Origin of the sequence: Bradyrhizobium sp. UNPA324, from assembly GCF_006658635.1 — a bacterium.
In the GTDB taxonomy this organism is placed as follows: Bacteria; Pseudomonadota; Alphaproteobacteria; order Rhizobiales; family Xanthobacteraceae; genus Bradyrhizobium; species Bradyrhizobium nanningense.
Window position 1 is genome coordinate 5,148,551 of sequence record NZ_LFJD01000004.1, and the last position, 22,029, is coordinate 5,170,579.

The 22,029-nt window shown below is 64.1% G+C and carries 22 protein-coding genes; 11 read left to right on the forward strand and 11 right to left on the reverse strand.

Features of this window, described 5'->3' with window-relative positions; genetic code table 11:
- Positions 1-135: 135 nt before the first annotated feature.
- The 5 genes from UNPA324_RS24755 to UNPA324_RS24775 form a co-directional block, all read right to left on the reverse strand.
- Entirely contained in the window at positions 136-1,224 is a 1,089-nt protein-coding gene (locus UNPA324_RS24755) for a mandelate racemase/muconate lactonizing enzyme family protein (RefSeq protein WP_141936422.1), read from the reverse strand.
- A gap of 93 nt (positions 1,225-1,317) precedes the next feature.
- Entirely contained in the window at positions 1,318-2,511 is a 1,194-nt protein-coding gene (locus tag UNPA324_RS24760; RefSeq protein ID WP_128916817.1) for a M20/M25/M40 family metallo-hydrolase, read from the reverse strand.
- 31 nt (positions 2,512-2,542) lie between these two features.
- Positions 2,543-3,790, reverse strand: coding sequence for an MFS transporter (locus tag UNPA324_RS24765; protein WP_128916818.1), 1,248 nt, complete (start codon positions 3,788-3,790; stop codon positions 2,543-2,545).
- A 126-nt stretch (positions 3,791-3,916) separates the two neighbouring features.
- On the reverse strand, positions 3,917-4,297 hold the full coding sequence (locus tag UNPA324_RS24770; protein ID WP_128916819.1) for an avidin/streptavidin family protein: 381 nt from the start codon (positions 4,295-4,297) through the stop codon (positions 3,917-3,919).
- A gap of 10 nt (positions 4,298-4,307) precedes the next feature.
- Positions 4,308-5,840 carry a CYTH and CHAD domain-containing protein gene (locus UNPA324_RS24775; RefSeq protein ID WP_141936424.1) on the reverse strand — a complete coding sequence of 511 codons (1,533 nt, stop codon included), beginning with the start codon at positions 5,838-5,840 and terminating at the stop codon, positions 4,308-4,310.
- Between the two features lie 92 nt (positions 5,841-5,932).
- On the opposite strand from UNPA324_RS24775, the gene UNPA324_RS35305 reads away from it, so the two are divergent.
- The 4 genes from UNPA324_RS35305 (at position 5,933) to UNPA324_RS24785 (ending at position 8,435) form a co-directional block, all read left to right on the forward strand.
- Positions 5,933-6,178 (forward strand): hypothetical protein, encoded by a 246-nt coding sequence (locus UNPA324_RS35305; protein WP_164935867.1) that lies wholly within the window; start codon positions 5,933-5,935, stop codon positions 6,176-6,178.
- Positions 6,179-6,264: 86 nt separating this feature from the next.
- A complete protein-coding gene (locus UNPA324_RS24780; RefSeq protein ID WP_141936426.1) occupies positions 6,265-7,683 on the forward strand; it encodes a TAXI family TRAP transporter solute-binding subunit in 1,419 nt (472 codons plus the stop codon).
- A gap of 165 nt (positions 7,684-7,848) precedes the next feature.
- Positions 7,849-8,076: a hypothetical protein gene (locus UNPA324_RS35310; protein ID WP_128948016.1), complete on the forward strand. Its 228-nt coding sequence runs from the start codon at positions 7,849-7,851 to the stop codon at positions 8,074-8,076.
- Positions 8,077-8,270: 194 nt separating this feature from the next.
- On the forward strand, positions 8,271-8,435 hold the full coding sequence (locus tag UNPA324_RS24785; protein ID WP_245471605.1) for a hypothetical protein: 165 nt from the start codon (positions 8,271-8,273) through the stop codon (positions 8,433-8,435).
- A 58-nt stretch (positions 8,436-8,493) separates the two neighbouring features.
- Here UNPA324_RS24785 and UNPA324_RS24790 read toward each other — a convergent pair whose 3' ends face one another.
- Both UNPA324_RS24790 and UNPA324_RS24795 read right to left on the reverse strand, forming a co-directional pair.
- Entirely contained in the window at positions 8,494-8,769 is a 276-nt protein-coding gene (locus tag UNPA324_RS24790) for an HGGxSTG domain-containing protein (protein ID WP_141936429.1), read from the reverse strand.
- Complete coding sequence (locus tag UNPA324_RS24795; protein ID WP_128916824.1) at positions 8,766-9,422, reverse strand: hypothetical protein; 657 nt, start codon at positions 9,420-9,422, stop codon at positions 8,766-8,768. Before UNPA324_RS24795 ends, UNPA324_RS24790 begins: the two co-directional genes overlap by 4 nt.
- 451 nt (positions 9,423-9,873) lie before the next feature.
- On the opposite strand from UNPA324_RS24795, the gene UNPA324_RS24800 reads away from it, so the two are divergent.
- Complete coding sequence (locus UNPA324_RS24800) at positions 9,874-10,857, forward strand: Bug family tripartite tricarboxylate transporter substrate binding protein (RefSeq protein ID WP_141936431.1); 984 nt, start codon at positions 9,874-9,876, stop codon at positions 10,855-10,857.
- A gap of 40 nt (positions 10,858-10,897) precedes the next feature.
- On the opposite strand, the gene UNPA324_RS24805 is transcribed toward UNPA324_RS24800, so the two are convergent.
- Positions 10,898-11,359: an NUDIX hydrolase gene (locus UNPA324_RS24805; protein WP_141936433.1), complete on the reverse strand. Its 462-nt coding sequence runs from the start codon at positions 11,357-11,359 to the stop codon at positions 10,898-10,900.
- 84 nt (positions 11,360-11,443) lie between these two features.
- On the opposite strand from UNPA324_RS24805, the gene UNPA324_RS24810 reads away from it, so the two are divergent.
- Complete coding sequence (locus UNPA324_RS24810; protein ID WP_141936435.1) at positions 11,444-12,565, forward strand: DUF1236 domain-containing protein; 1,122 nt, start codon at positions 11,444-11,446, stop codon at positions 12,563-12,565.
- A gap of 40 nt (positions 12,566-12,605) precedes the next feature.
- Here UNPA324_RS24810 and UNPA324_RS24815 read toward each other — a convergent pair whose 3' ends face one another.
- A complete protein-coding gene (locus tag UNPA324_RS24815; RefSeq protein ID WP_128916828.1) occupies positions 12,606-13,568 on the reverse strand; it encodes a lytic transglycosylase domain-containing protein in 963 nt (320 codons plus the stop codon).
- Between the two features lie 184 nt (positions 13,569-13,752).
- Here UNPA324_RS24815 and UNPA324_RS24820 point away from each other — a divergent pair, with 184 nt between their 5' ends.
- The 4 genes from UNPA324_RS24820 to UNPA324_RS24835 all read left to right on the forward strand — a co-directional run bounded on the left by UNPA324_RS24820 (position 13,753) and on the right by UNPA324_RS24835 (position 17,950).
- Positions 13,753-14,787 carry a L,D-transpeptidase family protein gene (locus UNPA324_RS24820; protein ID WP_141939013.1) on the forward strand — a complete coding sequence of 345 codons (1,035 nt, stop codon included), beginning with the start codon at positions 13,753-13,755 and terminating at the stop codon, positions 14,785-14,787.
- Positions 14,788-15,095: 308 nt separating this feature from the next.
- Positions 15,096-16,784: a pyrroloquinoline quinone-dependent dehydrogenase gene (locus UNPA324_RS24825; protein ID WP_141939015.1), complete on the forward strand. Its 1,689-nt coding sequence runs from the start codon at positions 15,096-15,098 to the stop codon at positions 16,782-16,784.
- A gap of 51 nt (positions 16,785-16,835) precedes the next feature.
- Entirely contained in the window at positions 16,836-17,177 is a 342-nt protein-coding gene (locus UNPA324_RS24830) for a c-type cytochrome (RefSeq protein WP_245471604.1), read from the forward strand.
- Positions 17,174-17,950 carry a substrate-binding periplasmic protein gene (locus UNPA324_RS24835; protein ID WP_347338718.1) on the forward strand — a complete coding sequence of 259 codons (777 nt, stop codon included), beginning with the start codon at positions 17,174-17,176 and terminating at the stop codon, positions 17,948-17,950. The genes UNPA324_RS24830 and UNPA324_RS24835 overlap by 4 nt, the downstream gene beginning before the upstream one ends.
- A 265-nt stretch (positions 17,951-18,215) precedes the next feature.
- Here UNPA324_RS24835 and UNPA324_RS24840 read toward each other — a convergent pair whose 3' ends face one another.
- Together UNPA324_RS24840 and UNPA324_RS24845 are read right to left on the reverse strand one after the other, a co-directional pair.
- Complete coding sequence (locus UNPA324_RS24840; protein WP_141936437.1) at positions 18,216-19,073, reverse strand: VOC family protein; 858 nt, start codon at positions 19,071-19,073, stop codon at positions 18,216-18,218.
- A gap of 149 nt (positions 19,074-19,222) precedes the next feature.
- Positions 19,223-20,413: a urate hydroxylase PuuD gene (locus tag UNPA324_RS24845; RefSeq protein ID WP_141936439.1), complete on the reverse strand. Its 1,191-nt coding sequence runs from the start codon at positions 20,411-20,413 to the stop codon at positions 19,223-19,225.
- Between the two features lie 207 nt (positions 20,414-20,620).
- Between UNPA324_RS24845 and UNPA324_RS24850 the strand changes: the two genes are divergently transcribed.
- Positions 20,621-21,967 (forward strand): PQQ-dependent sugar dehydrogenase, encoded by a 1,347-nt coding sequence (locus tag UNPA324_RS24850; protein ID WP_128916833.1) that lies wholly within the window; start codon positions 20,621-20,623, stop codon positions 21,965-21,967.
- Positions 21,968-22,029 lie beyond the last annotated feature (62 nt).

Genomic DNA, 22,029 nt, shown 5'->3' on the forward strand with positions numbered 1-22,029 from the left:
CGCTCCCTCCCCCGCTTGCGGGGGATGGCTGGGGAGAGGGTGTCTCCGCAGTGGGACTTCCCAAGAGGATAGAACCCTCACCCGCGCCTTCGGCGCGACCTCTCCCGCAAGCGGGAGAGGTTCAGGGCACCGAGCTTACCCCACCAGCTTCGCAAGCCCCGCCCAATCGAAGCTGATGCCATGCCCGGGGCGGTCCGGTGCCAGCGCCTTGCCGTCCTCAAGCACCAGCGGGTGCTCGATGTATTTGTCCAGCCCGAACCCGTGCGCCTCCAGATAGGAGCGGTTCGGGCAGGCCGCGAGCAGATGCACGGTGATGTCGTGGGCGCCGTGGCTGGTGACGGGCAGGTTGAACGCCTCCGCCAGCCGCGCGATCTTCATGAAGGCGGAAACGCCGCCGCAATTGGTGACGTCCGGCTCGGGATAGGACACCGCGCCACTCGTGATGTAGTTCTTGAACTCCCACAGCGAGCGCAAATTCTCGCCCGCCGCGATCGGCACGCCGCCGGCCTGCATGATGCGGACGTGGCCTGCGACGTCATCGGGGATAGTCGGCTCTTCCAGCCAGGTGAGATCGTAGGGAACGAAAGCGCGCGCGGCGCGGATCGCTTCCTCCACGGTCCACTTCATGTTCGCATCCGCCATCAGCGGAAAGCCGTCGCCGAGATGTTCTCGCATGGCAGAGACCTTTGCGACGTCGGATTTCAGGTCGGGCCGGCCGACCTTCATCTTGATGGCGCGAAAGCCTTTCGCGAGGTTGCCGTCGGTCTGCGCGAGCAGCTCGTCCACGGAGAGATCGAGGTCGATGCCGCCGGCATAGCACGGCACGCGCGCATCGAAGCCGCCGAGCAATTGATACAGCGGCAGCTTGGCGCGCCGCGCCTTCAAATCCCACAGCGCGATGTCGAGCGCGGAGAGCGCCAGCACCACCGGCCCGCCGCGCCCGCCATAATGCAGCGCCCACCAGACGTGATGCCAGATCGCTTCGGTATCGTCGGCCTCGCGGCCCTCGACCAGCGCGGGGATCTCGCGCCTGAGAATGTCGGCGACAGCGCCGCCATTGCGGCCCACGGTGTAGGTGTGGCCGACGCCTTCGGCGCCATCGGCATCGCGGATGCGGCAGGTGATCAGCTCGAACGCCGCCATCTCGCCATGGGTGGAGTCGGACAGCGTGACGGGGAGGGGGATCCGGTACAATCCGGTCTCAATCGTCGCGATGCGTGGCATGTGGCCTCCCTTTTTCTTTTTATTTCGTAGAGTGGGTTAGCGAGCGCCTGCGCGAAGCGCAGTCGGCTGGCGTAACCCACCTACGAATCTATCTCACCGCGTCGTCGCAAGCTGCAGCGCCAGCGCACAGGCGCGGTCGTATTCGTCCAGGTTGATCCACTCGTCGATCGTGTGTGCCTCGTTTTGACCGGCGCCGAAGGTCACGGTCGGAATGCCGTGGCGGACCATCCAGTTGGCATCCAGGCCGCCGTTGGCGGTGCGGACGTTCGGAGTGCCGCCGACCGCGCTTACAGCCTCGACCGCGCGCTTGATGACGGGCTGGCTGTCCTTCATGCGGAACGGATAGTAGTCGGTCTCGGCCTTGAACTTGACCTTGCCGGACTTGCCTTGCGCATTCGTCACCTTCTTGGCGGCCTTCTCGAACGCGGCCTTGTAGGCTTTGGTGATCTCCTTGAAGAATTTTCCGTCATGGCTGCGGCATTCGCCGCGCACATGCACGTAGTCGGTGACGACGTTGGTGGCATCGCCCGCGGGGCGGCCCTCGCCGCCGGTGACGGGGCCGACATTGCTGGTGCCTTGCCGCTTGCCCTTCACCACCTTGCCGAACCAGCCGCCGGACTTCACCTCAGTGAGCGCCAGTGCCATGATCATGGTCGAGGAGATGCCGCGCTCCGGCGCGACGCCGGCATGCGAGGCGCGGCCGAAGATCTCGACGGTCCAGCGGTCGGCGCCGACCGCGCCGATGACGACGTTGGAGGCGGAGCCGCCGTCATAGTTGAACGCCATCACGGGCGAGCCGAGCTCGTCCAGCTTGACGTGGCGCGCGCCGTAGAGCCCGCTCTCCTCGCGTACGCAGAAAAGCAGCGTGATCGGCGGATGGTCGAGCTTCTGCTTTTCGAGTTCGGCCGCCAGCGTCACCAGCACGCCGCAGCCGCAGCGATTGTCGCCGCCGAGCGCGGTCTTCGCTTCGTTGACGATCTTGCGTCCCGATTTCTTCGGCTTGGCGCCGGCGCAGAGCGGCACGGTGTCCATGTGCGTCATGAACATGATGCGCGGCTGGTTGTGCAGCGCGCCGCGGCCGGGCAGGTCAACGATGAGGTTGCCGGTCTCGGTCGGCACGGGAATGCGCGTGTTGGCGTCGTCGAGCCGGATCGCCTTCGCCGGCACGCCGGCCTCTTTCAAGGCGGCCGTGAGTTCACGCCCGATCGCCGCCTCCTGTCCGGTCACGCCCTCGACGGCGAGGAAGCGCATGAGACGGTCGGTGGCGGCTTTGGTGTCGACGGGCATGATTCTTTCCTTTGGCGAACCGGCCTGCACCTTACGAACGCGGCGACGTGTAAGTCAAAAAGATCAGCACGCCGAGCGCCAGCATGGCAGCCATGAACAGCAGCACGGCCGGCAATCCCGCGAGCGCCGCGACTGCCCCGGTCACCGACTGCATCAAGGCCGCGCCGAGGAAGAAGGCGAGGTTCACGGCCGCCAGAGCTTTGCCCGCGACTTGTGCATCGACCAGCTGCCGGGACATGCCGAAGATCAGCGGCTGGGCGGAGGTCGCAAGGCCGATCAGCACGAACAGCACGAGATCGTATTGCGGCGGCATCACGGCGATTCCGAACAAGGCGGCCACCGCGTAATGCGGCGCCCCGAGCGCCATCAGCGCCAGCAGCAGCGCCCCGGCCATATGCGCGCTCGCCACCAGATCGCGGCGGCGTCCGAGCCTGCGGTCGATCATGCCGATGAGAAGTGGACCTGCGATCATCGCCAACGTGAAGGCACCGAGCTGGTTGCCGGCCTCGACCCGCGACAGTCCCTTGACCTGCATCAGCCACGGCCCGCCCCACAATCCGCGCAGCACAAGCGACGTCGCCAGCGATACCAGCGCGAGCGCGATCAGGCCGCGCAGGGGACGCGAGAGGCCGAGCCTGAGCACCTCGATCATCTGCGACAGCGGCGAGGAATCGTCCTTGTGTTCGGCCGGCTGGTGCGGCACCAGCGCGAACACGGCGAGTGCGACCGCGACGCCGCCAGATGCGGAGATCCAGAACCCGGCGCGCCAGCCCCAAGTGTCGACCACGAAGGCGAGCGGGCTCGCCGACAGCAGCATGCCGATATTGCCGATCGAGAGGATCGCGCCCGACCACAGCCCGAACCGCGCCGCGGACAATTGCTTGGCCGCCAGCGTCATCGGGCACATCAGCATGCCCGAGGTGGCGACCCCCAGCATGAACTGCCCGACCGCAAAGCCCGCGGGGCCGGTGGCAAATCCCGACGCCACCGCGCCGAGCACGGTCCCCGCGAGCAGGCTCAGCGACACCGGTCGCACGCCGAACCGATCCATTGCCGCCCCGACCGGGATCTGCGCCGCGGCGAAAGCGAAAGGATAGATCGAGGTGAGGCTCGCCAGCGCCTGCGGCTCGAGATGGAAATCCGCCGCCATCAGATCGAGGCTGACGGCCGGAATGGTGCGCAGCAAGGTCGAGAGCATGTGGCCGCAGGCGAGCGCAAGCAGCGCAAAGATCAGCGCGCGGGTGCCATCTCCCGCCTCGTTCGTGGCAGCCATCGTCATGAGCGTTCGTCCCGGCAAGCTTTGCGCTGCGGTTACACGATCGCAAGTCCGCTGCCAATGGCGGGCCGGGCAGCCCCGTTATTCCGGATTGCGTGGCTTGTCATCGTCGGCCGGGGGAGCCGCGCGCTAGATTCGTTCAAACGTATCGACGTTCGTTGTCACGGCGCGCCACCAATTCAGCGGTTTCAGCTTCGCCGGCTCGCCTTCGCTGGACGCGCTCAGCGCCTGGTCTGCGATCACGAACCAGGCCGTCTCCATCTTTCCGTGACGCAGCAGTCCGGTATAGGAGACGGCGCGGTCGCCCGTCGCAGATGAGCCTACCGCGACAAAAGCGATGCAATTGCCCTTGTGAAACCCGGTGATAGGCACCGCTTGCCCGTAAAAGCCGCTGTCTTCGAGCGCAGTCTCGAAATTCCCCTCGATACGGCCGTGGGCATCGTCAGTGATGCGTAAGGTCGAGCCGAATTGATTTCGCCAATTGCCGACCCAGGCAACATCGTGTCCCATGCCGGTTCTCCTATGCCCGCACATCCGGTACAGCGCGCAGTCGGCGCAAGCGATACAGCTCCTTCGCCGCAGCCTGCATCAGACCATCGGCTGCCTTGCGCTCCTGACCGACGATGACGCCCGAGGCGAAAGCCTGGGCGCGGCGATGCTCAGGCGGCGCCGTCAGCGCAGCCTCCGTCGCCAGCTCGCGGTGCGCCATGAAGTCGTTCAACGATCCCAGCGCGGACTGGATCTGCTTGAGGCGGCCGGAGAGCTCTGCAAGCTCCTTCTGTTGGCTATCGCTATAGAGGCTTTCGAAGAAATCGACGGCATAGCGAATCTTCTTGATCCTGATTCGCAGCTTGTGGCGCTGCATCGGCTCGAGATTGGTCAGGCGCTTGCCCTGCTTGCGCGCCTTTCGGATGCGCCGATCGAGCAGCTCCGCGGCGTAGGCGGCGATCGTGCGCTCGTCATTTCGATCGTCATGGGCGCGAGGCCGGCCGCCTTCGATCCATTCGGCCACGTCGATCAGCAGGCGGCGGTAACGCGCCGACATGACCGCCGCGCGGGCGCGCCCGAATGCCGCCATCCGTTGCCGGGAGAACCGCTTGCGGATCGCGCGGGCGCCGCGGCGCGGCACCCCCTGCTCGGTGATCGGCCGAATGCTCTCGTTCAGGAACACGTCGATTTCGCGCGCCGGCGCCAGCTCGGCCGTGAGCCATTTCAGCTCGGTCTTGATCCGTGCGGTGCTCGCGCGCGGCAGAAGATCGGCAAACAGCGAGATGGCCGCACGCAGGCGCCGCAGGCCGACGCGCATCTGATGGACCCCCTCGGCGTCCATGTCGCGTACCGGATCGGCGTTGGCCGTGATCTGATGTAGCGTCGAATGCGCGATGAGGCGGAAGGCCTCGCGCGGTGACAGTCCCGCCTTCAGCGCGATCGATTCGGCGCGTTGGGCGCCGCTGCCGCTTCCCGAGACCAGCAGATAACCTTGCTCGGCCTTGGAGCGCAGATCGAGCTCGGCCCCCGCTTTGCGCTCGAGATCGCGGGCAAGGCGGAACAGGTCTGCAACATGTCCGGACTTCAGTTCCAGCTCCAGCTCGGCAACGGGCCGCGACCGGCGCCCGGCCCTGATGCGGCCACGGTCGACCGCAAGCTCGATCTGGCTCCTGCGGACGCGCCGCCCCTGCGCCATGCGATGAATGTCGGTCCGGAACATAGGCGCAAGCTTGCGGCGAAGCTTTCGCGTCGCAAGCTCCTGGAGCGGCGTATGCTTCGTCTTCTCGAGATCGGGGCTTGCACCGGAAACCTCGCGCTCCCATTCGCCCCGCGTCACGCCGCCCGTGCCGCCCGCTTTCACGGTCTGCACGTAATGATCCTCGATCTTGCGGACGCGCAGCGTCAGGCCATGGCGTCTGAGCCTATGCTTGTTCGTATCGTAGTAGGTCGACACGAGCGATTGCTCGGTCTGGTCGCCGCGCCGTCCGGTCAAGCCACCCTTCCGCAGCAATGACGACAATTTTCCTGGCGCAACGCGGAATTTCAGTTCCGTTTCAGTGGTCATGGCGAACGCGCCCGTTTAGCCAATTCAAAGTTGGTCCCCGCGGGAAGTTCCGGCGCCCCCGAGCATTTCAATGGGAACCCTCGCGCGAGCTGATGAGAAAGCCCGCGATCCATCCGGACGACTTCCCGGTCGAAGCCAGCGAGACCGCCGTCATGACCAACAAGGGCAAGCCGCTTGCAGAGGCGGAGAGCGAGCCCGTGGAGAGGGATATTGCCGATCGCCTCAACGAAGCAGGCCTATCGCGAGGAGCACGACCGCTGGTCGCCATGACGCCGGAAACGCGCGGCCTGTGCGGCTCGACGCCCGTCTCGGCGGGTCTCCCACCACGGGGGTCCTGAACCAGGACGGCCGCCAGACGTTATACCCGGGAAAAACTGGCATCCTGCCTACCAGGAAGCGCCTTCACCTGCGGCCAGCGGCGGCAATGTCTTCGTCGGAGAGTATAGGTCGGACGACCAGCGAGGCGGCCCGCCGGGAGCGGAGGAGAAGCAATTCCTTGCTCCTGGTTCTCGCCGTGGGATTCCTCGTTTTTGGCGGCGCGGCCGGCGCACTCTATTACGCATTGCGGCCCGACGTCCTCCGGATCGCCGTTGGACCACCTGGCAGCGACGATCACAAAGTCATTCAGGCGATGGCCGATGCCTTTGGCGCCGAAAGTCGGACTGTCAGGCTGCGCCCGATCAAGACCGATGGCGCGGCGGAGTCTCTCGCTCTGCTTGGGGCCGGCAAGGCCGACCTCGCCGTGGGCCGTGGCGATCTGGACATGCCCACCGAGGCCCAGACCGTCGCCGTCGTACGGAAGAACTTCGTCGTGCTGTGGGCTCCGTCTCGGCCCAACGGCAAAAACGCGAAAAGAAAGCCCTCGCCGAGAATCAAGGAGGTCGCCGATCTCGCAGGGCGCCGCGTCGGAGTGATCGGCCGGACCCCGGTCAACGCGGCATTGCTACGCGTCATCCTGAGCGCCTCTGGAGTGGAGGCGGAAAAGGTCGTGGTGACACACTTTGGCACGGACCAGACCGAGGAGTTGGCGCGCGATCTGACCATCGATGCATTCATGGCGGTCGGGCCGCTCGACAGCAAGATTACATCCGATGCCGTGGCTGCAACGGCGCGGGTGCGCGGCGCGCCGAAGTTTCTCGCCATCGAGGCATCGGAAGCGATCGCCTTGAAGCATCCCCGGTATGAATCGGAGGAGATTCCGCCCAGCGTCTTCAATGCGGATCCGGCCTGGCCGGGTGACAAAGTCGAAACGGTCAGCGTCAGCCACCTCATCGTGGCGAGAAAGTCCCTGCCTGAAACGACGGTCGCCGCCTTTTTCCGCCAGCTCTTTGCCGTTCGCCAGGCGATTGCGAGGCAGGTGCCGGGCGCTGCGCACATTACCAAGCCGGACGTCGACAAGGACGCCGAACTGCAGGTGCATCGGGGCGCGGCGGCTGTCATCGACGGCAACGAACGTACCTTCCTCGACCGGTATGGCGATTACTTCTGGTTCGGGCTGCTGCTTCTCTCCGGGATCGGCTCGGCGGCCGCCTGGTTGCGGCGCTATTTGAATCGGGATGAAAGAGAGGAAACCAACAGCCACCGCAAGAGAATCCTGGCCATGGTTTCCAGCGCGCGAACCGCGGAATCCAACCAGGATCTTCTGGTCCTGCAGCGCGAGGCCGACGCCATCATTGGTGAAACGCTCGAATGCTACGATGACGGCGCCATCGAGGAAGAGGAGCTCGCGGCATTGGGTCTGGTGCTCGGGCTGTTGAGCAATGCTATCGCGGAACGACGGGCCGCGTTGCAGCGCGCCAGCTTCGAAACCGTTCGAGGCGTGGCGACCTCGCCGCGAGGATGAGGCGACCACCGTCTCAAGCTGCCGCTGTCGATCTCTGCGACGCAATTGGCGGGCCATGCAAAGTAGGATCGAGCTCTCGCTTATTCGTCATTCAGGGCCGAGCGGTCTGGTGGAAGAGGAACAAAAGAGATGTCATCGCTCTTACCCTCGTCAGGAGACCTGCTCATGCTGTGCTCAAAACCACCACGGGTCATTCGCACAACGCTTGATCTTGCGAACGCAGGGCAGGTCAAGTCCGTTCGAAGGCGCCTCAAGATCTCCGATGCCGATCTGATCAGGATCGTCGACAAGATCGGTAACTCTCTGACCGCCATAGAGAAGGAAGTTCAGCTCGAAAAGCTCGCGCTCGATGAGCAGGGCGGCAACAAGGGCGGGCTCGCGGCCCCCGGATAGATTCAGTCATCCATCGGAAAGGAGAACTGCAATGAACGGCCTGATTTATCTCGTAGGACTAGTCGTCGTGATCGCGGCCATTCTGTCATTCTTTGGCTTGCGTTGACCCTTCTCCTTATGCGGGCCGACGCGCCATCCCATCCGGGTGAAGCAGTTGGCAACTTCGTGTGCATCAAATGGATGATTTGCACCAGGTGAACACCATCATCGCCACGACCATTTGTGCGTTCTTCAAGGGACATCCCGACGCACAGATCGGGACCGAAGAGGCCAAGCTTCTGGCGAAGCAGATTGCCCAGGCGCTGGAGGAGGCAGGGCTGCAGATTGCTGCCGCCAATCCGGAGAACGCCCCGCGCTAGTCTTTCGGCAGGCGAGCCGGTGATATTGGCGTTTAACTTCCGAAATGACCCGTTTCCCTTAGTTCGAGTCCAGCTCCTTCAACAGCTTTCCCGCCTCGCCGAGCAGCTCCCGGATCGCCCTTCGCCCCGCAATCCGTTCCTGCGCGAAGGCGCCGTGCTTGCGCGCATTGCGGTTGCCCCACGGGGCGCCCGATCCCTCGGCGCCGCCGTGCATGCGGCAGCGGAGCTTGCTGCGCACGGCCGGGGCGCGGCAGGCGAGCCCGCAGCGGGTGCGGGCCCCGCAGCGCGGGCTTGCCGACATCGCACGCGTGTTGCGGACGTGATCGGCACTCACGCGCCGGCACCTCGCAGCATTTCGGTCCGGTCGTGCTCGTGGTCGCCGGCTTCGCGGGACGGGACCAGTCCCGCGTCAATCGAAGTGCCCGGCTCGCCGACAGTCAGGTGCGCATGCTGCGCGACATTTCCCACGATCGCACTGCCGCCGTCCTGCACCGACAGATTCTGCACCGTGATCGGACGTTCGCCCTTGCCGCGGTGGCGGTTGAGCGCCTCGATCTGGGCTGCGAAGGTGCGGGCCAGCCGGGTCATCGTGCGCGCGATGCCTTCCTGCTGCGAGAGATCCTCGGTGAAGGCGAGACGACAGGCCGAGCGCATGGTGGCGACGTGAACCGACACCATCTGCGCCGTCAGCATGGCCTCGAGCGAATCCCTGGGCGCGATGCCCTTCATCATCGAGACCATGAAGGCGAGGTTGGCTTCATCGGGCTTCTGCAGGATCACGCTGGCTTTCATCAATTGCTTGAGGATGCCGTGCAGCGCGTCGCGGTCGACGGCGCCGAGCGCCTCGCCCAACAGCCGTTCGCCGGCCTGCGCGTCGGGATGCTGGATCAGGATGCTTTCTTGGGTGAGCTTGATCCGCGGGCTCGGCTTGCTGCCGTCATGCTTGGTGACGGGCGTCGTGCTGTTGCGTGTCAGGGCTGTCGTCATGTAGATATCTCCTTGGGTCCGCGGTCGGCGCGCGGCGGCTCGCTGGTGCGATGCCGAGCCGCGCAGCTGCCGTGCGGCGGTTGCGATCTTCAGATGTCGATGAAGGGCTTGTGCGCGATCGAAACGAGGCGTCCATGGCCGGGCAGGCCGGGTTGCTTACGGTCATCGCGATGATGCCATTATGCCCCTGTTTTGCCCGACGAGTCAAAATCGATTTCGCACTATCCGAAGGCAGGTGTCCGCGCGTAAGCCCTTGTTTCGACTGGGGCCGTCTACTGTGCATGGGGTTGTTTTCGCATTTTTGTTTGGAGGGCCGCGCGCGTGCCGTGCGGCGGAATGCCGGCGCCCAAACGCGATTGCGAAATCCGCGATGGCCGCTATTCATGATCCTCGGATGCGTCGCACCAACAAGCCTGCACAAGCGGCGCCGTGAGGCCTGGGGAGAGAACCAATGCAACGAACCGTCCGCCTGCTGGCCGTCATCGCCGGATTGTGCGCCTCTGCGCTGTCGACGGAGGCCATGGCGCAGAAATATCCGGTGCGGCCGGTCAAGGTTATGGTCGGCTTCAGCGCCGGCGGACCGGTCGACGTCGCCGCGCGCATCATCGGTGATCGCCTGGGCAGCAAGCTCGGGCAGCCCTTCGTGGTCGAGAACCGCGCCGGCGCCAACGGCATGATCGCAGCCGAAGGCGTCGCGCGTGCGGACGGCGACGGCTACACGATGCTCGCCTGCAACTCCTCCACCATCACGCTCAACAAGACGCTGTTCAAAGATATCCGCTACGATCCGGAAAAGGATTTTGCGCCGCTCACCACCGTCGTGTCGGCGCCGCTGGTGCTGGTGGTCAATCCGGAGAATCCCAAGACCGCTGATATCAAGACCGTGGCCGATCTCGTTGCCGCCGCGAAGGCCGCGCCCGGTGCGCTGGCCTACGGCTCGGGCGGCAACGGCAACCTTGCCCATCTCGCCATGGAGCTGCTCAGCCAGAAGGCCGGCATCAAGCTGATCCACGTGCCTTATCGCGGCGGTTCGGCCGCCGAGGTCGGCATCCTCGCACAGGAGGTGCTGGCGGTGTTCGACCCGCTCTCCGCCGTGCCGCTGGTCAAGGCCGGCAAGCTGCGCGCACTCGCGGTGTCGTCGGCCGAGCGGCTGCCGTCGTTGCCCGATGTGCCGACCGTTGCCGAGGCCGGCTATTCCGGCTTCGACATCTCGTTCTGGGTCGGCTTCTTCATGCCGAAGTCGACGCCGGCGCCGATCCTCGAGACGCTGCACCGTGAGATCGTCGCGGCGGCCAAGGATCCGGCAATCGCGGAGAAGCTGGGCTCGCAGGGCGTCGTGAGCGTGCTCAGCCCTGCCGAATACGCCGCGAAGATCGCGAAGGAAACGAAGGACCTCGCCGAGGTCGTGTCGGCGGCGAACATCAAGGCCGAGTGAGAAGGCCGCTTGCGGAAATTGATCATGATTGCGGTGGTCGCTACTCGCCGCCGGCCAGCTGCGCCAGCCGATCGAGCAGCGGGCGTTGTCCTGCGTTGATCTTCGCCCGCGCCGCATCGAGCGTGAACCATTCGGCACGATCGACCTCGGGGAAGGCTTGCTGTTTGCCGCTCCGTGGCGGCCATTCCATCTCGAACGTGTTGCTGCGAACGCTGCGCACGTCGAGATCGAGCTCGGCTGCGAACGCAGTGACGAGCTTGCCGCCGCGCTGCTTGACCTGACCAAGCGCGGTCAGCGGCGCGGACAGCTCAAGCCCAAGCTCTTCGGCGAACTCGCGCCGCGCGGCGATTTCCGCATCTTCCTCGTCCGCATATTCCCCCTTGGGGATCGACCATGCGCCGAGATCCTTGTTGCGCCAGAACGGCCCTCCGGGATGAACGAGGAGGACCTCGAGCTTCCGGCGCTTCCGATAGGCGACGATCCCGGCACTGTTCGATGGCATCGCAGGTTCCGTGCAGGAAAAAGTGGAACAGGCGGTTTTAGCGCAGGTTAGTAGCCATGTTCATTTGATAAAAGGAAGTGACCCATGATCCGCCTGTTGGCAACCACCGCCTTGGGGCTGGTGCTGGCGAACGCCGCCTTCGCGCAATCGCCAAGCACGGCCACGAAGTCCGAGCAGACACCGCAAGCCCAATCAAAGTCCACCGCGCCGTCCACTACCTCGCCATCCAGCACTGCTGATACGCAGCGCACCACATCGCAGCCGCAGCAATCACCGGCGACTGGAACGTCGGCACAGAATGCGCAGAGCACCGCGCCGTCCGGGGCTGCCAATTCCAGCACATCTAACAATGCCGCGAACAGCGCGGACACCTCGCGGCCGCAGAGCGGCACGGCGAATTCGAACGCGGCCGGCAACCAGCCTGCGTCCCAGCAGAGCGCCAACCCGCCGCCGGCGAACACGAACCAGGCGCAGGATCGGTCCAATCCGCCTCCGGCCAACAGCAACCAGGCCCAGCAGGCGCCAGCGGCGTCCGGGACCAACCAGGCTCAGCAGGCACCGAATGCGCCGACCGGCAATCAGGCGCAGGGCGAGCGGACGGGAACCGGTTCACAGGCGGCCGCGCAGACCGACGTGAATCTCAACCGGCAGCAGGAGACAAAGATCAGCACGTCGATCTCGCACCTGAACGTTCAGCCTTTGACCCGTGTCAACTTCTCACTGAATGTCGGCACGGTGGTGCCGCGCGACGTGCATCTTTCGACACTGCCGCCCGACGTCGTCGAGATCGTGCCGCAATATCGCGGCTACAGCTTTGCGCTGGTCAAGGATCAGATCGTCGTGGTCGACCCTGCAACCTACAAGATCGTGACGGTGCTGCCGTATTCGGGGCAATCCACCGCGACAACGACGACGACCACGCGCGAGCGCAGCGCCAGCAAGTTCTCCGATCGCGATCGTGAGGTGATCCGCAAGCATGCGAAGACCCGCACCGAAGGGCGAAGCGAGGCGCGGACCACCGGCAGCACGGCGCGCACCGAGATCCATGTCGGCGATCGCGTCCCGGACAGTGTCGAAGTGGAGGAACTCCCCAGCACGGTGTATCGGGATGCGCCGGATCTGAGGGAATACCGCTACATCCATCGCGACAGCCGGACCTACGTTATCGAGCCCCGCGAACGACGCGTGATCGAGGAGATCGACTAGCAATGAACGTCGGAGCCACTCAAGCGGGTGGCTCCGAACATTAGCCCGAGGGCCGTTCGCGTGATGCGAAGCGAACGGCGCGGACTTTCGCGCTCTTTCCGGCCGCGCGCGCTGCAATCATACTGCGCGCCTTGCCGCGAGTGGAAGCCGTCTTCCGGAGCAGGGTTGCGAACCGCTTGCGGGCACGGCTCGTCGCCAGCCGCGCGGCGAGCTGCTCGGCTTTGCGAATAAGAGCGATGGCCGACGGCGTCAGGTTGACCGGAACCCAGGCGACGTCTTTTGCCTTCGACAGGCTGCCGACACCTTCGCAAGGTGCCTCGCGCGGCAGGTCGATCCGGATCGCAAGCGCCTCCGACCGCTCGATCCAGTCCTCGGCCTTGGTGCCGGTAATGATGCGGACATAGTCGCGCGTTTCGCGCGGCAGCTCGCTCTCCTTGGCGAGCCACTTCTGAATGCGACCCGGGCCTGCATTGTAGGCGGCTGCGGCGAGACCGAGATTGCCGAAATCATCGCGCAGCTTGCGCAGGAACTTTGCCGATGCAGGCATCGCCTTCATGGGATCGAAGGGATCGTCGAGCCCGACTTCGGCGGCGGTTTCCGGCATGAACTGCGCGACGCCTTGGGCGCCGGCCTGGCTGACCTCGTTGGATTTGAAGCGGCTCTCCTGCCAGAGCAGGCGGGCAAAGAATGGCACGGGAATGCCGCTGGCCTCGGCGGCTTCGCGGAGCGCATGGCAGAATTTATCTGTCGCTGAAATCGGCGCCTCGGCGACGGGTTCGCTCGCGCGCAGCGGCTCGATCGTTTCCTCATGCGCCGCGCGCGCGTTGGCGAGCTCAATGGCCTGCACGCTGGCGAGGAAGAGTTCGACCACCGGAACCAGGGGCGAGGCATGATTGTTCTGAAGAATGGCGGTGTCGAAAGTTGATGTTTGCCGGGACGCCGACGGATCGAGGTCGCACATCAGAATCAGAAACGCGGCGCAAGCCGCGACGACGAATCGCATTTGCTGGGGCAACCTCGAACTGTGGGATGAACGGCCAGCGATGCGCCGGCGATAGGAAGTTCTTAACCTTCCGATTGCGGCAAAGCTGCGATCTCACCGGTTCCTTCGGTGTTACTACGGTGTTCCCAAAGAGAAACTGCCCGCGATTTTGCGGATCATTATTTTCAAGACGGGACGAGCGATGATGATGCGATGGATGCTTGGCGTGGTGATGTCGCTGTGGCTCGTCTGCCCGGTGCTCGCGGGCAACCTCGATGCGAGGGCTGTGAACGACGCGGCGCGTCCGGAAAAGCAGCTGGCTGCGGACAAGATCAGCGCGCCGGTGACGAAGCTTCAGATTTTGCTCGATCGTGCGCAATTCTCGCCAGGCCAGATCGACGGCAAGCTCGGCGAGAACGCGCAGAAGGCGTTGAAGGCGTTCGCCGAGCAGAACGGTGCCGGCTTCGACAAGACGATCGCCCCCGAACTGTGGGACAAGCTGAACGCAGCGAGCGAGGGTCCTGTCGTCGTCGACTACAAGATCACCGATGCGGATGTGAAGGGACCGTTCTTGAAGAAGCTTCCGGCCAAGCTCGACGACATGAAGTCGCTGGACGCGTTGAGCTATACCAGTCCGCTCGAAGGGCTCGCGGAAAAATTCCACATGAGCGAGGAGCTGTTGAAGGCGCTCAATCCGGGGAAGGCTTTCGACAAGATTGGCGAGACGATTGTCGTCGCCAACGTGCCGGCGCGCCGGGAGCTTCCGCGCATCGCTCGGATCGAGATCGACAAGACGCGCGCGACGCTGAAGGTTTTCGAGAGCTTAGGTCGTCTGGTCGCGTTCTACCCGGCGTCGATCGGCAGTCCGGATCGCCCGACGCCCACGGAGACGCTGAAGGTCACCAGCACCCATGAGCTGCCGACCTACCACTACAATCCGGAGTACAAGTTCAAGAGCGTGAAATCCAAAAGGCCCTTCGAGATCAAGCCGGGTCCCAATAACCCGGTGGGATCGTACTGGATCGGGCTATCGGAGCAGGGCTATGGCATCCACGGGACGGCGGAGCCCGACAGGGTCAGCAAGTCCGCCTCTCACGGCTGCATCAGGCTCACCAACTGGGACGCGCGTGCACTCGGCGAAAACGTCAAGCGCGGCACACCCGTGGTCTTCCTGGATGCGTCGACGGAATCATCCTCAAAGCAGCGGGGCACGACGGCCGGCAAGCGCGCGGCGAACTAACGATGGCGATGTGTCGGCTCACATGGGTGTTGGGACAGTGTGGCTGCCAAAATACGTCGCTTGCGCTCGTACTACTTTGAGCATTGAATTCATCATGATGCTCCGGCGCTGCTGAACGCAATCCACTCGGCCGCAGCGATTACGTCCGCTGTCTAAACCCCTCGCCGAGGTCAGGAGTCGAACTGTAAGGATAAGGCAGCTTGCCGCAGCAGGCTCGATGTTGGATGTAGTTCCCGCGATACAATAAGGGAGGGAAAACAATGACAGTCAGTACAAGGCACCTGACCTGTGTTGCCGCACTGGCCGCGATGGCTGTTGCACCACTGGCTTGGGCCATCGCGCCGTCAGAGATCAATCCCGCTCGCATCGAGGCGGCCGAGCAGAACCCAAGCGATTGGCTGACCTATCACGGCGGCTACAAATCGTATCACTACAGCGGACTTGATCAGATCAACGCGAACAACGTGAAGAACCTCGAAGTTGCGTGGATCCATATGCCCGGCCGCTCGACCCGCGGCCTGCAGACGATGCCGCTCGTCGCTGACGGCGTGCTGTATTATTCGGGCTCCTACAGTCGCGTCTACGCACTCGACGGTGCGACCGGCAAGATGATCTGGTCCTACTTCCCGCAGCTCGACGAGGAACTCGTGTCTATGCAGACGCACTCGCCATACAATCGCGGCGTCGCGCTTGGCGATGGCAAGGTTTTCGTCGGCACCGTCGACGGGCATCTGATTGGGCTCGACACGAAAACCGGCAAGGAGGTGTGGAACACCCACCTGGTCGATTCCAAGAAGCTCACTGTCGGCTTCACGGGCGCGCCGCTGGTGGTGAGGGACACCGTCATCATCGGCAGCCAGGGCGGCGAATGGACCTCGCGCGGTCCGCTTTTCGGCGTCGATATCAAGACGGGCAAGAAGAAATGGGAATTCCTCACGGTCGCCGGCACCGAGGAAGCCAAGGCGACCTGGGGCAACGAATCCTGGCGTACCGGCGGCGGTGGCGCATGGATGCCGGGCACCTATGATCCTGAAACCAACACCATCTGGTGGGGAACAGCGAACCCGGCACCGCTTTACGACTGGTCGGGCGCGGACTGGCAGAAAAGCGGGCCACGGCCAGGCACCAACCTCTACACGACATCAGTCATCGCGCTTGATCCCGATACCGGCAAACTGAAGTTCTACCACCAGGAGCTGCCACACGACGCATGGGACTTCGACTCGGCGGTCGGGGAGTTCCTAATGATCGACCGCGACGGCCGCAAGCTCGTCGTGCATCCGAACAAGGGCGGATTCGTCTTCGTCTACGACCGCGCCGATGCAAAGGTGCAGAACGTCTGGCGGATCGCGAAGAACATCAACTTCGTCAAGGACATTGACCCGAAGACCGGCGAGCTGATCGGTCGGCGCGATCTGTCACTTGGCAAAGCAGGCGAGCCACTCTGTCCGGCGATCGCCGGCGGCGTGAGCTGGAACTCAGGCGCCTACAGCCCGAAGACCGGCCTGTGGTACAAGATCGCGCAGGAATGGTGCATGGATGTGGACGTAGTGAAGACCACGCCAATCACCGAGCCGATGGCGCAGCTCAATATCGGTGCGAATTTCAAGCTCGTTCCGCCACCGGACGGATCGGCGCGTGGACATCTTGATGCTCGCGATCCCGTGACCGGCGCCAAGAAATGGGAGGTCAATTTCGACGAGCCGCCGCTTGCGAGTGTGCTCGCAACAGCCGGCAATCTAGTGTTCGTACCGGACTCGCGCGGTGTGTTGCGCGCCTACAATGCGGAGACCGGACAGGAGCTGTGGTCGCATTACAATGGCGTCGGCCACAATGGCGGCATCATCAGCTACAGCGCCGGCGGTAAACAATACATCGCGGTACCGGCCGGATGGGGCGGCATGGTGGCGGACGAATTCCCAGCTCTCTTCGGCGAACCTTATACGAGCATGCCGAAGGATGCCGGGGCGCTCGTTGTCTTTACGCTGAAGCAATAACTCATGGTGGGAAGAGGCAGGGTGTGGTCGCACCCTGCCTCTGCAGTCCAGATGCCGATGTTGAAGTCGATTACTCTCATCGCTGGCATTGCGCTGTCATTGTCGCGCGACCTCTACGCACAGCAGAGCCAGGCTCCCAATCAGGATCAATCGGCTAAGGAGAGCGACATCGAGGGCGGGACGATGTTCGCCACCTCGTGTGGATTCTGTCACGAAAACGGCGGCCGCGCCGCCGGCAAAGGACCGAAGCTCGCGGGCACGACACGCAGCGACGAGTTTATCGTGGAGCGGATCAAGAAGGGTAAGTCCGGCGCGATGCCTGCCTTTGGAGGTGCTTTTTCAGAGAGCCAGATCATGGCAATATTGGCCTATATCCGGAGCATTGAGGAGTGAAGCCCGAGATGCGCCGTGTCACTCTGGTGATCTTGCTGATGCTGTTCGGCGCGACTGCTGCTTCAGCGCGCTCGCTGGAGGCAATTCGTGAGCGCGGCGCCCTGACGCTTTGCGCGCACCCAAACGCGCTACCGTTTGCCAGCAGGCGCGATGCCCATCCTGGATTTCAGGTCGAAATCGCCAAGGCGTTGGCAAACCAGCTCGGGGTCTCGCTGGAACAACGGTGGGTCGTCACTAGCTTTCAGTACCGCCGCGCGGACTGCGACATTGTCCTCGATGCGATAGCGGATCGGGCGGCGTTGGCGGAGGTGGGGTTGCGCATGTCGCGACCCTACCAGCGCAGCGGTGTCGCGTTGGCGGTCGGTGCAAACTCCAGCGCAGCGTCACTCGCAGATTTGAGGCCAGGCCAGCGTGTTGGGGTACAGGTCGGCTCGATCGCCTCCATGACACTCAGCAAGCGAGGCGTCCAAACCTCACCGTTTGTCTTCGAGGATGAAATCATGGACGCGCTTGCTCAGAACGAGATCGACGCCGCGGCGGTTACGCCCGCTGCAGTTGGTTGGTTCAACCAAGTTCATCCCGATGCGCAGTTGCGTCGTATTCCTGCTTTTGAGGATGATCCCGACCTGAACTGGAATGTCGCTGTTGGGATGGTCAGCCCAGACGAGCAGCTCAGGCAGGGACTCGACGCAGCCCTTGAAGCATTGCTTGCCAACGGCACCCTCGCGCGGATCTATGCGCATTATAACGTCGAATTGCAGTCGCCAAAATGAGCGAGCTCCCGGGGTAAGAACTGGTGGAGCAACGGACGGCACCCTCGCCGATTGCGTCCGCGAGTTGATGAGCAAGTTGTTGACGAGATAGGGCGGGCCTCGGTCCTTCTGCCGCTCGCCTTTCAGCGACGGCCACTTCTTCAATTCGGCCGGCGCGTCATAAGCGATCGGCGATGCCTCTTTGAACATGGCTTGGGCCCCGGTGGCTTGGATCGCAGGGAATCCTAGCGGCCCCGGGCAACACCCGTTAAAGAATTCGTTCAAATCAGGCGGTAACGAAGGCGAGCAGGGTGCCGTTGGCCTTGGCTGGCGGCACGCAGATCGCGGGCCCACTGCGCACGGCGCTCGACCCCAGCGCCTTCTCCGTCGCCGCGAGATCGCCGCTGACGAGCACGAGGGCCGCGCCGCCGCGCTCGGAGAGGCCGGCGAGCGGCACGCCGGGATAGCGCTTGCCGAGTTGCTCCAGCGTGAGATAGACGAAGTCGGCACGATCGCGGCCGGATGGCACGGTCACGGCGCCGTCGGACTCCGCCTTCGGCTCGCGGTCGATCAGTTGGCCGAGATGCGCGGCTTCCTTCGCCGGCTCGGGCGTTGCGATCAGAATCTGCTTGATCCGCTTCGCCGCGTTGGCGTGCTTCATCAATTCGGGAATCCACACGGTCTCGCGCGTCTTGTGTTGGCAGGCGAAGATACGCACGCCGCCGGGCGCTTCGGCGGTCGGCCACATGAAGGTGCGGAATTTTGCCGCCGAGACCGTGCCGTCAGGCAGCGTCACCGGCCGCTCGAAATCGGTCGGACCGATCGGCGTTAGGCCACGTGCGCGGATCTCCTCCGCGCCTTCAGCGGAATCGACTGCGGTGAAGGCGATGCGCTCGATGCCTTCGCCCCGCTTGTCGAGGAAGGCGCGCGCCGGCGCGTTGTGTTCGGTCGCGGCGAGCACGCCGAGCAGCTCCATATAGTCGGGATCGAACATGATGGTGTAATTGCCGGTGCCCATATGCGCACTATGGGTGCCACGCGGGGAGACGGTGAAGCCGAGCCACCGGTAGGTCTCGGCGGCTTTGTCGAGGTCCTTCACCATGACGACGGCGTGGTCGATACCGATGACGTTCTTGAGGGCCACTGTTCTTCCCCGCGGATGCAAACTGACTTGGACCGCCGCGTCGGCAGCCGCTTGCTCTGTCTACGCCGGATAGGCAGCTATGTCATTTTCAATTCAATGGAGCATGCGGAATTTCATTCCGCAGAATGCGGTGTCGACGCGTGACGAGGTCAGTGCGCCTGCTCGACATAGGCGGCAAGGATGGCACGCTCCTGGCTGGTCATTTCGGTGATGTTGCCCGGCGGCATCGCGCTGGACCAGGCTGCGACACGGCCGATCAGGCGGATGTTGCGGTGGATGTGCTCGGGCGCATCGAGCAGGATGCCTTTTGGTGCGGTCACGATGCCCGCCCAGGCCGGTTCGGCCGCGTGGCACATGCTGCAGCGGGACATCACGATCTCCTCGACGGCGGCGAGCGTCGGCTGCGCTGACAGCGCGCCCGTCGTCACCTCGCGTGGGCCGGCCGCGGAGAGGAAGAGGATCGCGATCACGCCGATTGCTGTCACGCCCCATACCCACCATGGCGATTTGCGCCCGGCATGCCGCTCGTTGAAGAAATGGCGGATCACGGGACCGAGCGCGAGGATGATCGCGACGATGATCCAGTTGAAGCGGGTCGCGTAGAGCAGGGGATAGTGGTTGCTGATCATCAGCGCCACGACGGGAAGCGTCAGATAATTGTTGTGGACCGAGCGCTCCTTGCTGGCCTTGCCGAGCTTCGGATCGGGTGCCTGTCCCGCGATCAGGCTGGCCACGATCTTCTTCTGGTTCGGGATGATCAGCGTGAAGACGTTGGCGACCATGATGGTGCCGATGATGGCGCCGATCTGATTGAACGCGCCACGGCCGCTCAGCACGTGGGTGAAGGCATAGGTGAGCGCGACCAGGAACAGATAGAAGCCGAGAGCAAAGGGCAGCTCGCGCTGCGCAAGTCCGCTGCGGCAGGCGGCCTCATAGAGCAGCCACGCCAGCGCGAGGCTCGCGAGGCTGAACAGGCCGGCCTGGAACGGCGTGAGGTCGAGGATCGACTTGTCGACCAGGAACAGGTCGGCCTCGAGATAATACACCACCACCATCAGCGCGAAGCCGGACAGCCAGGTGGTGTACGCCTCCCATTTGAACCAGGTCAGCTCGTCCGGCATCTGGCTGGGCGCGACCAGGTACTTCATGATCCGGTAGAAGCCGCCGCCATGGACCTGCCAGGCTTCGCCCTGGACTCCATCCGGCAGGTCGCGTCTCGGCCTCAGGCTGAGATCGAGGGCGATAAAGTAGAAGGAACTGCCGATCCAGGCGATCGCCGCCACCACGTGCAGCCAGCGGAGCAGCAGGCTCGCCCATTCCGATATGATGGATCCCCACATGATCATCCCATCAATTGCGACAGCGATGCCGCAGCTTGATGACCGCAACCCCGCCCTACCAATGTGTCGCACCTCTCTGCGGTGTTTTCCAGTACGATGGGCTGCAGCTGATGCACATCGTGCGTGCATCAGCTGACGTGGGATGCGGCAGAGCTTCGATCTGCCGCTGTGTGTCGATGGTCGAGATCGCAGGGCCGGGAGGACAACGTGAAGAGCAGAATCTTGTCCGTCGCGATATCCGCGGGGAGGTTGGCTGCGGGGCTGCTGGCCGCAACCAGTGCGCAGGCCGAGCCGGTGCTGCAGGGGAAGGACGCTTATGGCGATTGGCGGGCCGACAAGCCCGGCACGATCAGGCTGATCCGGCCGCAGGACCTGGTCAGGCCCGGCGCGACGCGCTCTGTTGCGAGTTCGTCGCGCGTGGTGCCGCGTCCGCCGGAGGCCGCGCTTCAGGTACCGGCAGGTTTCAAGATCGAGCTGTTCGCCGAAGGCCTGCGCGCGCCGCGCATCGTGCGGGTGGCACCGAACGGTGATGTCTTCGTCGCGGAGACGCGGGCGGGCAGTATCCGCGTGTTGCGCGCCGGCGAGAGCGGCAAGGTCGCGAGCAACGAAGTCTTTGCCAGCGGCTTGAGGCAGCCCTTCGGCATCGCCTTCTTTCCGAACGGCGACAATCCGCAATGGGTCTATGTCGCCAACACCGACAGCGTCGTCCGCTTTCCCTATCAGGCGGGCGATCTCAAGGCGCGCGGCAAGGCGGAGACGATCGTGGCAAGTCTGCCGCATGACGGCGGCCATTCCACCCGCGACATCGTCTTCACCCCCGACAACAAGCGCATGGTGGTCTCCGTCGGCTCCCTGAGCAACGTCGCGGAAGGTTTGGGCACGCCGCCGGGCGGAATGGAAGCGTGGGCGAAAGCGCAACCGCTCGGCGCGGTCTGGGCCAGCGAGACCGAGCGCGCGGCGGTGCTGGCTTTCACTCCCGATGGCAAGGAACGGAAGATCTATGCCACCGGCATCCGCAACTGCGTCGGTCTTGCGATCCAGCCACAGACCGGCCTGCCCTGGTGCTCGACCAACGAGCGCGACGGCCTCGGCGACGATCTCGTGCCGGACTATGTCACCAGCGTGAGGGAGGGCGCCTTCTATGGTTGGCCGTGGTTCTATATCGGCAGCAATGAAGACCCGCGCCATTCCGGCGCGCGGCCGGACCTCAAGGACAAGGTGACCGTGCCGGACGTGCTGATCCAGCCGCATTCCGCCTCGCTCGGCACGACGTTCTACCAGGGCACGCAGTTTCCGCCCGAGTATCAGGGCGATGCCTTTGCCGCCGAGCACGGCTCGTGGAACAGGTCGAAGCGCACCGGCTACAAGGTGATCCGCATCCGGATGAAGGACGGCAAGCCGACCGGGGAATATGAGGATTTCGTCACGGGCTTCGTGGTGAGCGACACGGAGGTGTGGGGAAGGCCGGTAGGAGTTGCGGTGGCGAAGGATGGGTCGCTGCTGGTGTCGGAAGATGGCAACGGCACGATCTGGCGGGTGACGTATTCGCGCTGAGCGAGCTGCTTCGCCTCTCCCCGCTTGCGGGGAGAGGCCGGAATCTGCGAAAGCAAATTCCG

Coding starts and splice junctions, on each gene's coding strand:
- UNPA324_RS24810 (WP_141936435.1), top strand. CDS start 11,444: ATGATCCGCCTGTTGGCAACCACCGCCTTGGGGCTGGTGCTGGCGAAC.
- UNPA324_RS35310 (WP_128948016.1), top strand. CDS start 7,849: ATGCTGTGCTCAAAACCACCACGGGTCATTCGCACAACGCTTGATCTT.
- UNPA324_RS24825 (WP_141939015.1), top strand. CDS start 15,096: ATGGCTGTTGCACCACTGGCTTGGGCCATCGCGCCGTCAGAGATCAAT.
- UNPA324_RS24820 (WP_141939013.1), top strand. CDS start 13,753: ATGATGCGATGGATGCTTGGCGTGGTGATGTCGCTGTGGCTCGTCTGC.
- UNPA324_RS24800 (WP_141936431.1), top strand. CDS start 9,874: ATGCAACGAACCGTCCGCCTGCTGGCCGTCATCGCCGGATTGTGCGCC.
- UNPA324_RS35305 (WP_164935867.1), top strand. CDS start 5,933: ATGAGAAAGCCCGCGATCCATCCGGACGACTTCCCGGTCGAAGCCAGC.
- UNPA324_RS24795 (WP_128916824.1), bottom strand. CDS start 9,422: ATGACGACAGCCCTGACACGCAACAGCACGACGCCCGTCACCAAGCAT.
- UNPA324_RS24755 (WP_141936422.1), bottom strand. CDS start 1,224: ATGCCACGCATCGCGACGATTGAGACCGGATTGTACCGGATCCCCCTC.
- UNPA324_RS24815 (WP_128916828.1), bottom strand. CDS start 13,568: ATGCGATTCGTCGTCGCGGCTTGCGCCGCGTTTCTGATTCTGATGTGC.
- UNPA324_RS24780 (WP_141936426.1), top strand. CDS start 6,265: ATGTCTTCGTCGGAGAGTATAGGTCGGACGACCAGCGAGGCGGCCCGC.
- UNPA324_RS24775 (WP_141936424.1), bottom strand. CDS start 5,840: ATGACCACTGAAACGGAACTGAAATTCCGCGTTGCGCCAGGAAAATTG.
- UNPA324_RS24845 (WP_141936439.1), bottom strand. CDS start 20,413: ATGTGGGGATCCATCATATCGGAATGGGCGAGCCTGCTGCTCCGCTGG.
- UNPA324_RS24765 (WP_128916818.1), bottom strand. CDS start 3,790: ATGACGATGGCTGCCACGAACGAGGCGGGAGATGGCACCCGCGCGCTG.
- UNPA324_RS24760 (WP_128916817.1), bottom strand. CDS start 2,511: ATGCCCGTCGACACCAAAGCCGCCACCGACCGTCTCATGCGCTTCCTC.
- UNPA324_RS24830 (WP_245471604.1), top strand. CDS start 16,836: ATGCCGATGTTGAAGTCGATTACTCTCATCGCTGGCATTGCGCTGTCA.
- UNPA324_RS24770 (WP_128916819.1), bottom strand. CDS start 4,297: ATGGGACACGATGTTGCCTGGGTCGGCAATTGGCGAAATCAATTCGGC.
- UNPA324_RS24805 (WP_141936433.1), bottom strand. CDS start 11,359: ATGCCATCGAACAGTGCCGGGATCGTCGCCTATCGGAAGCGCCGGAAG.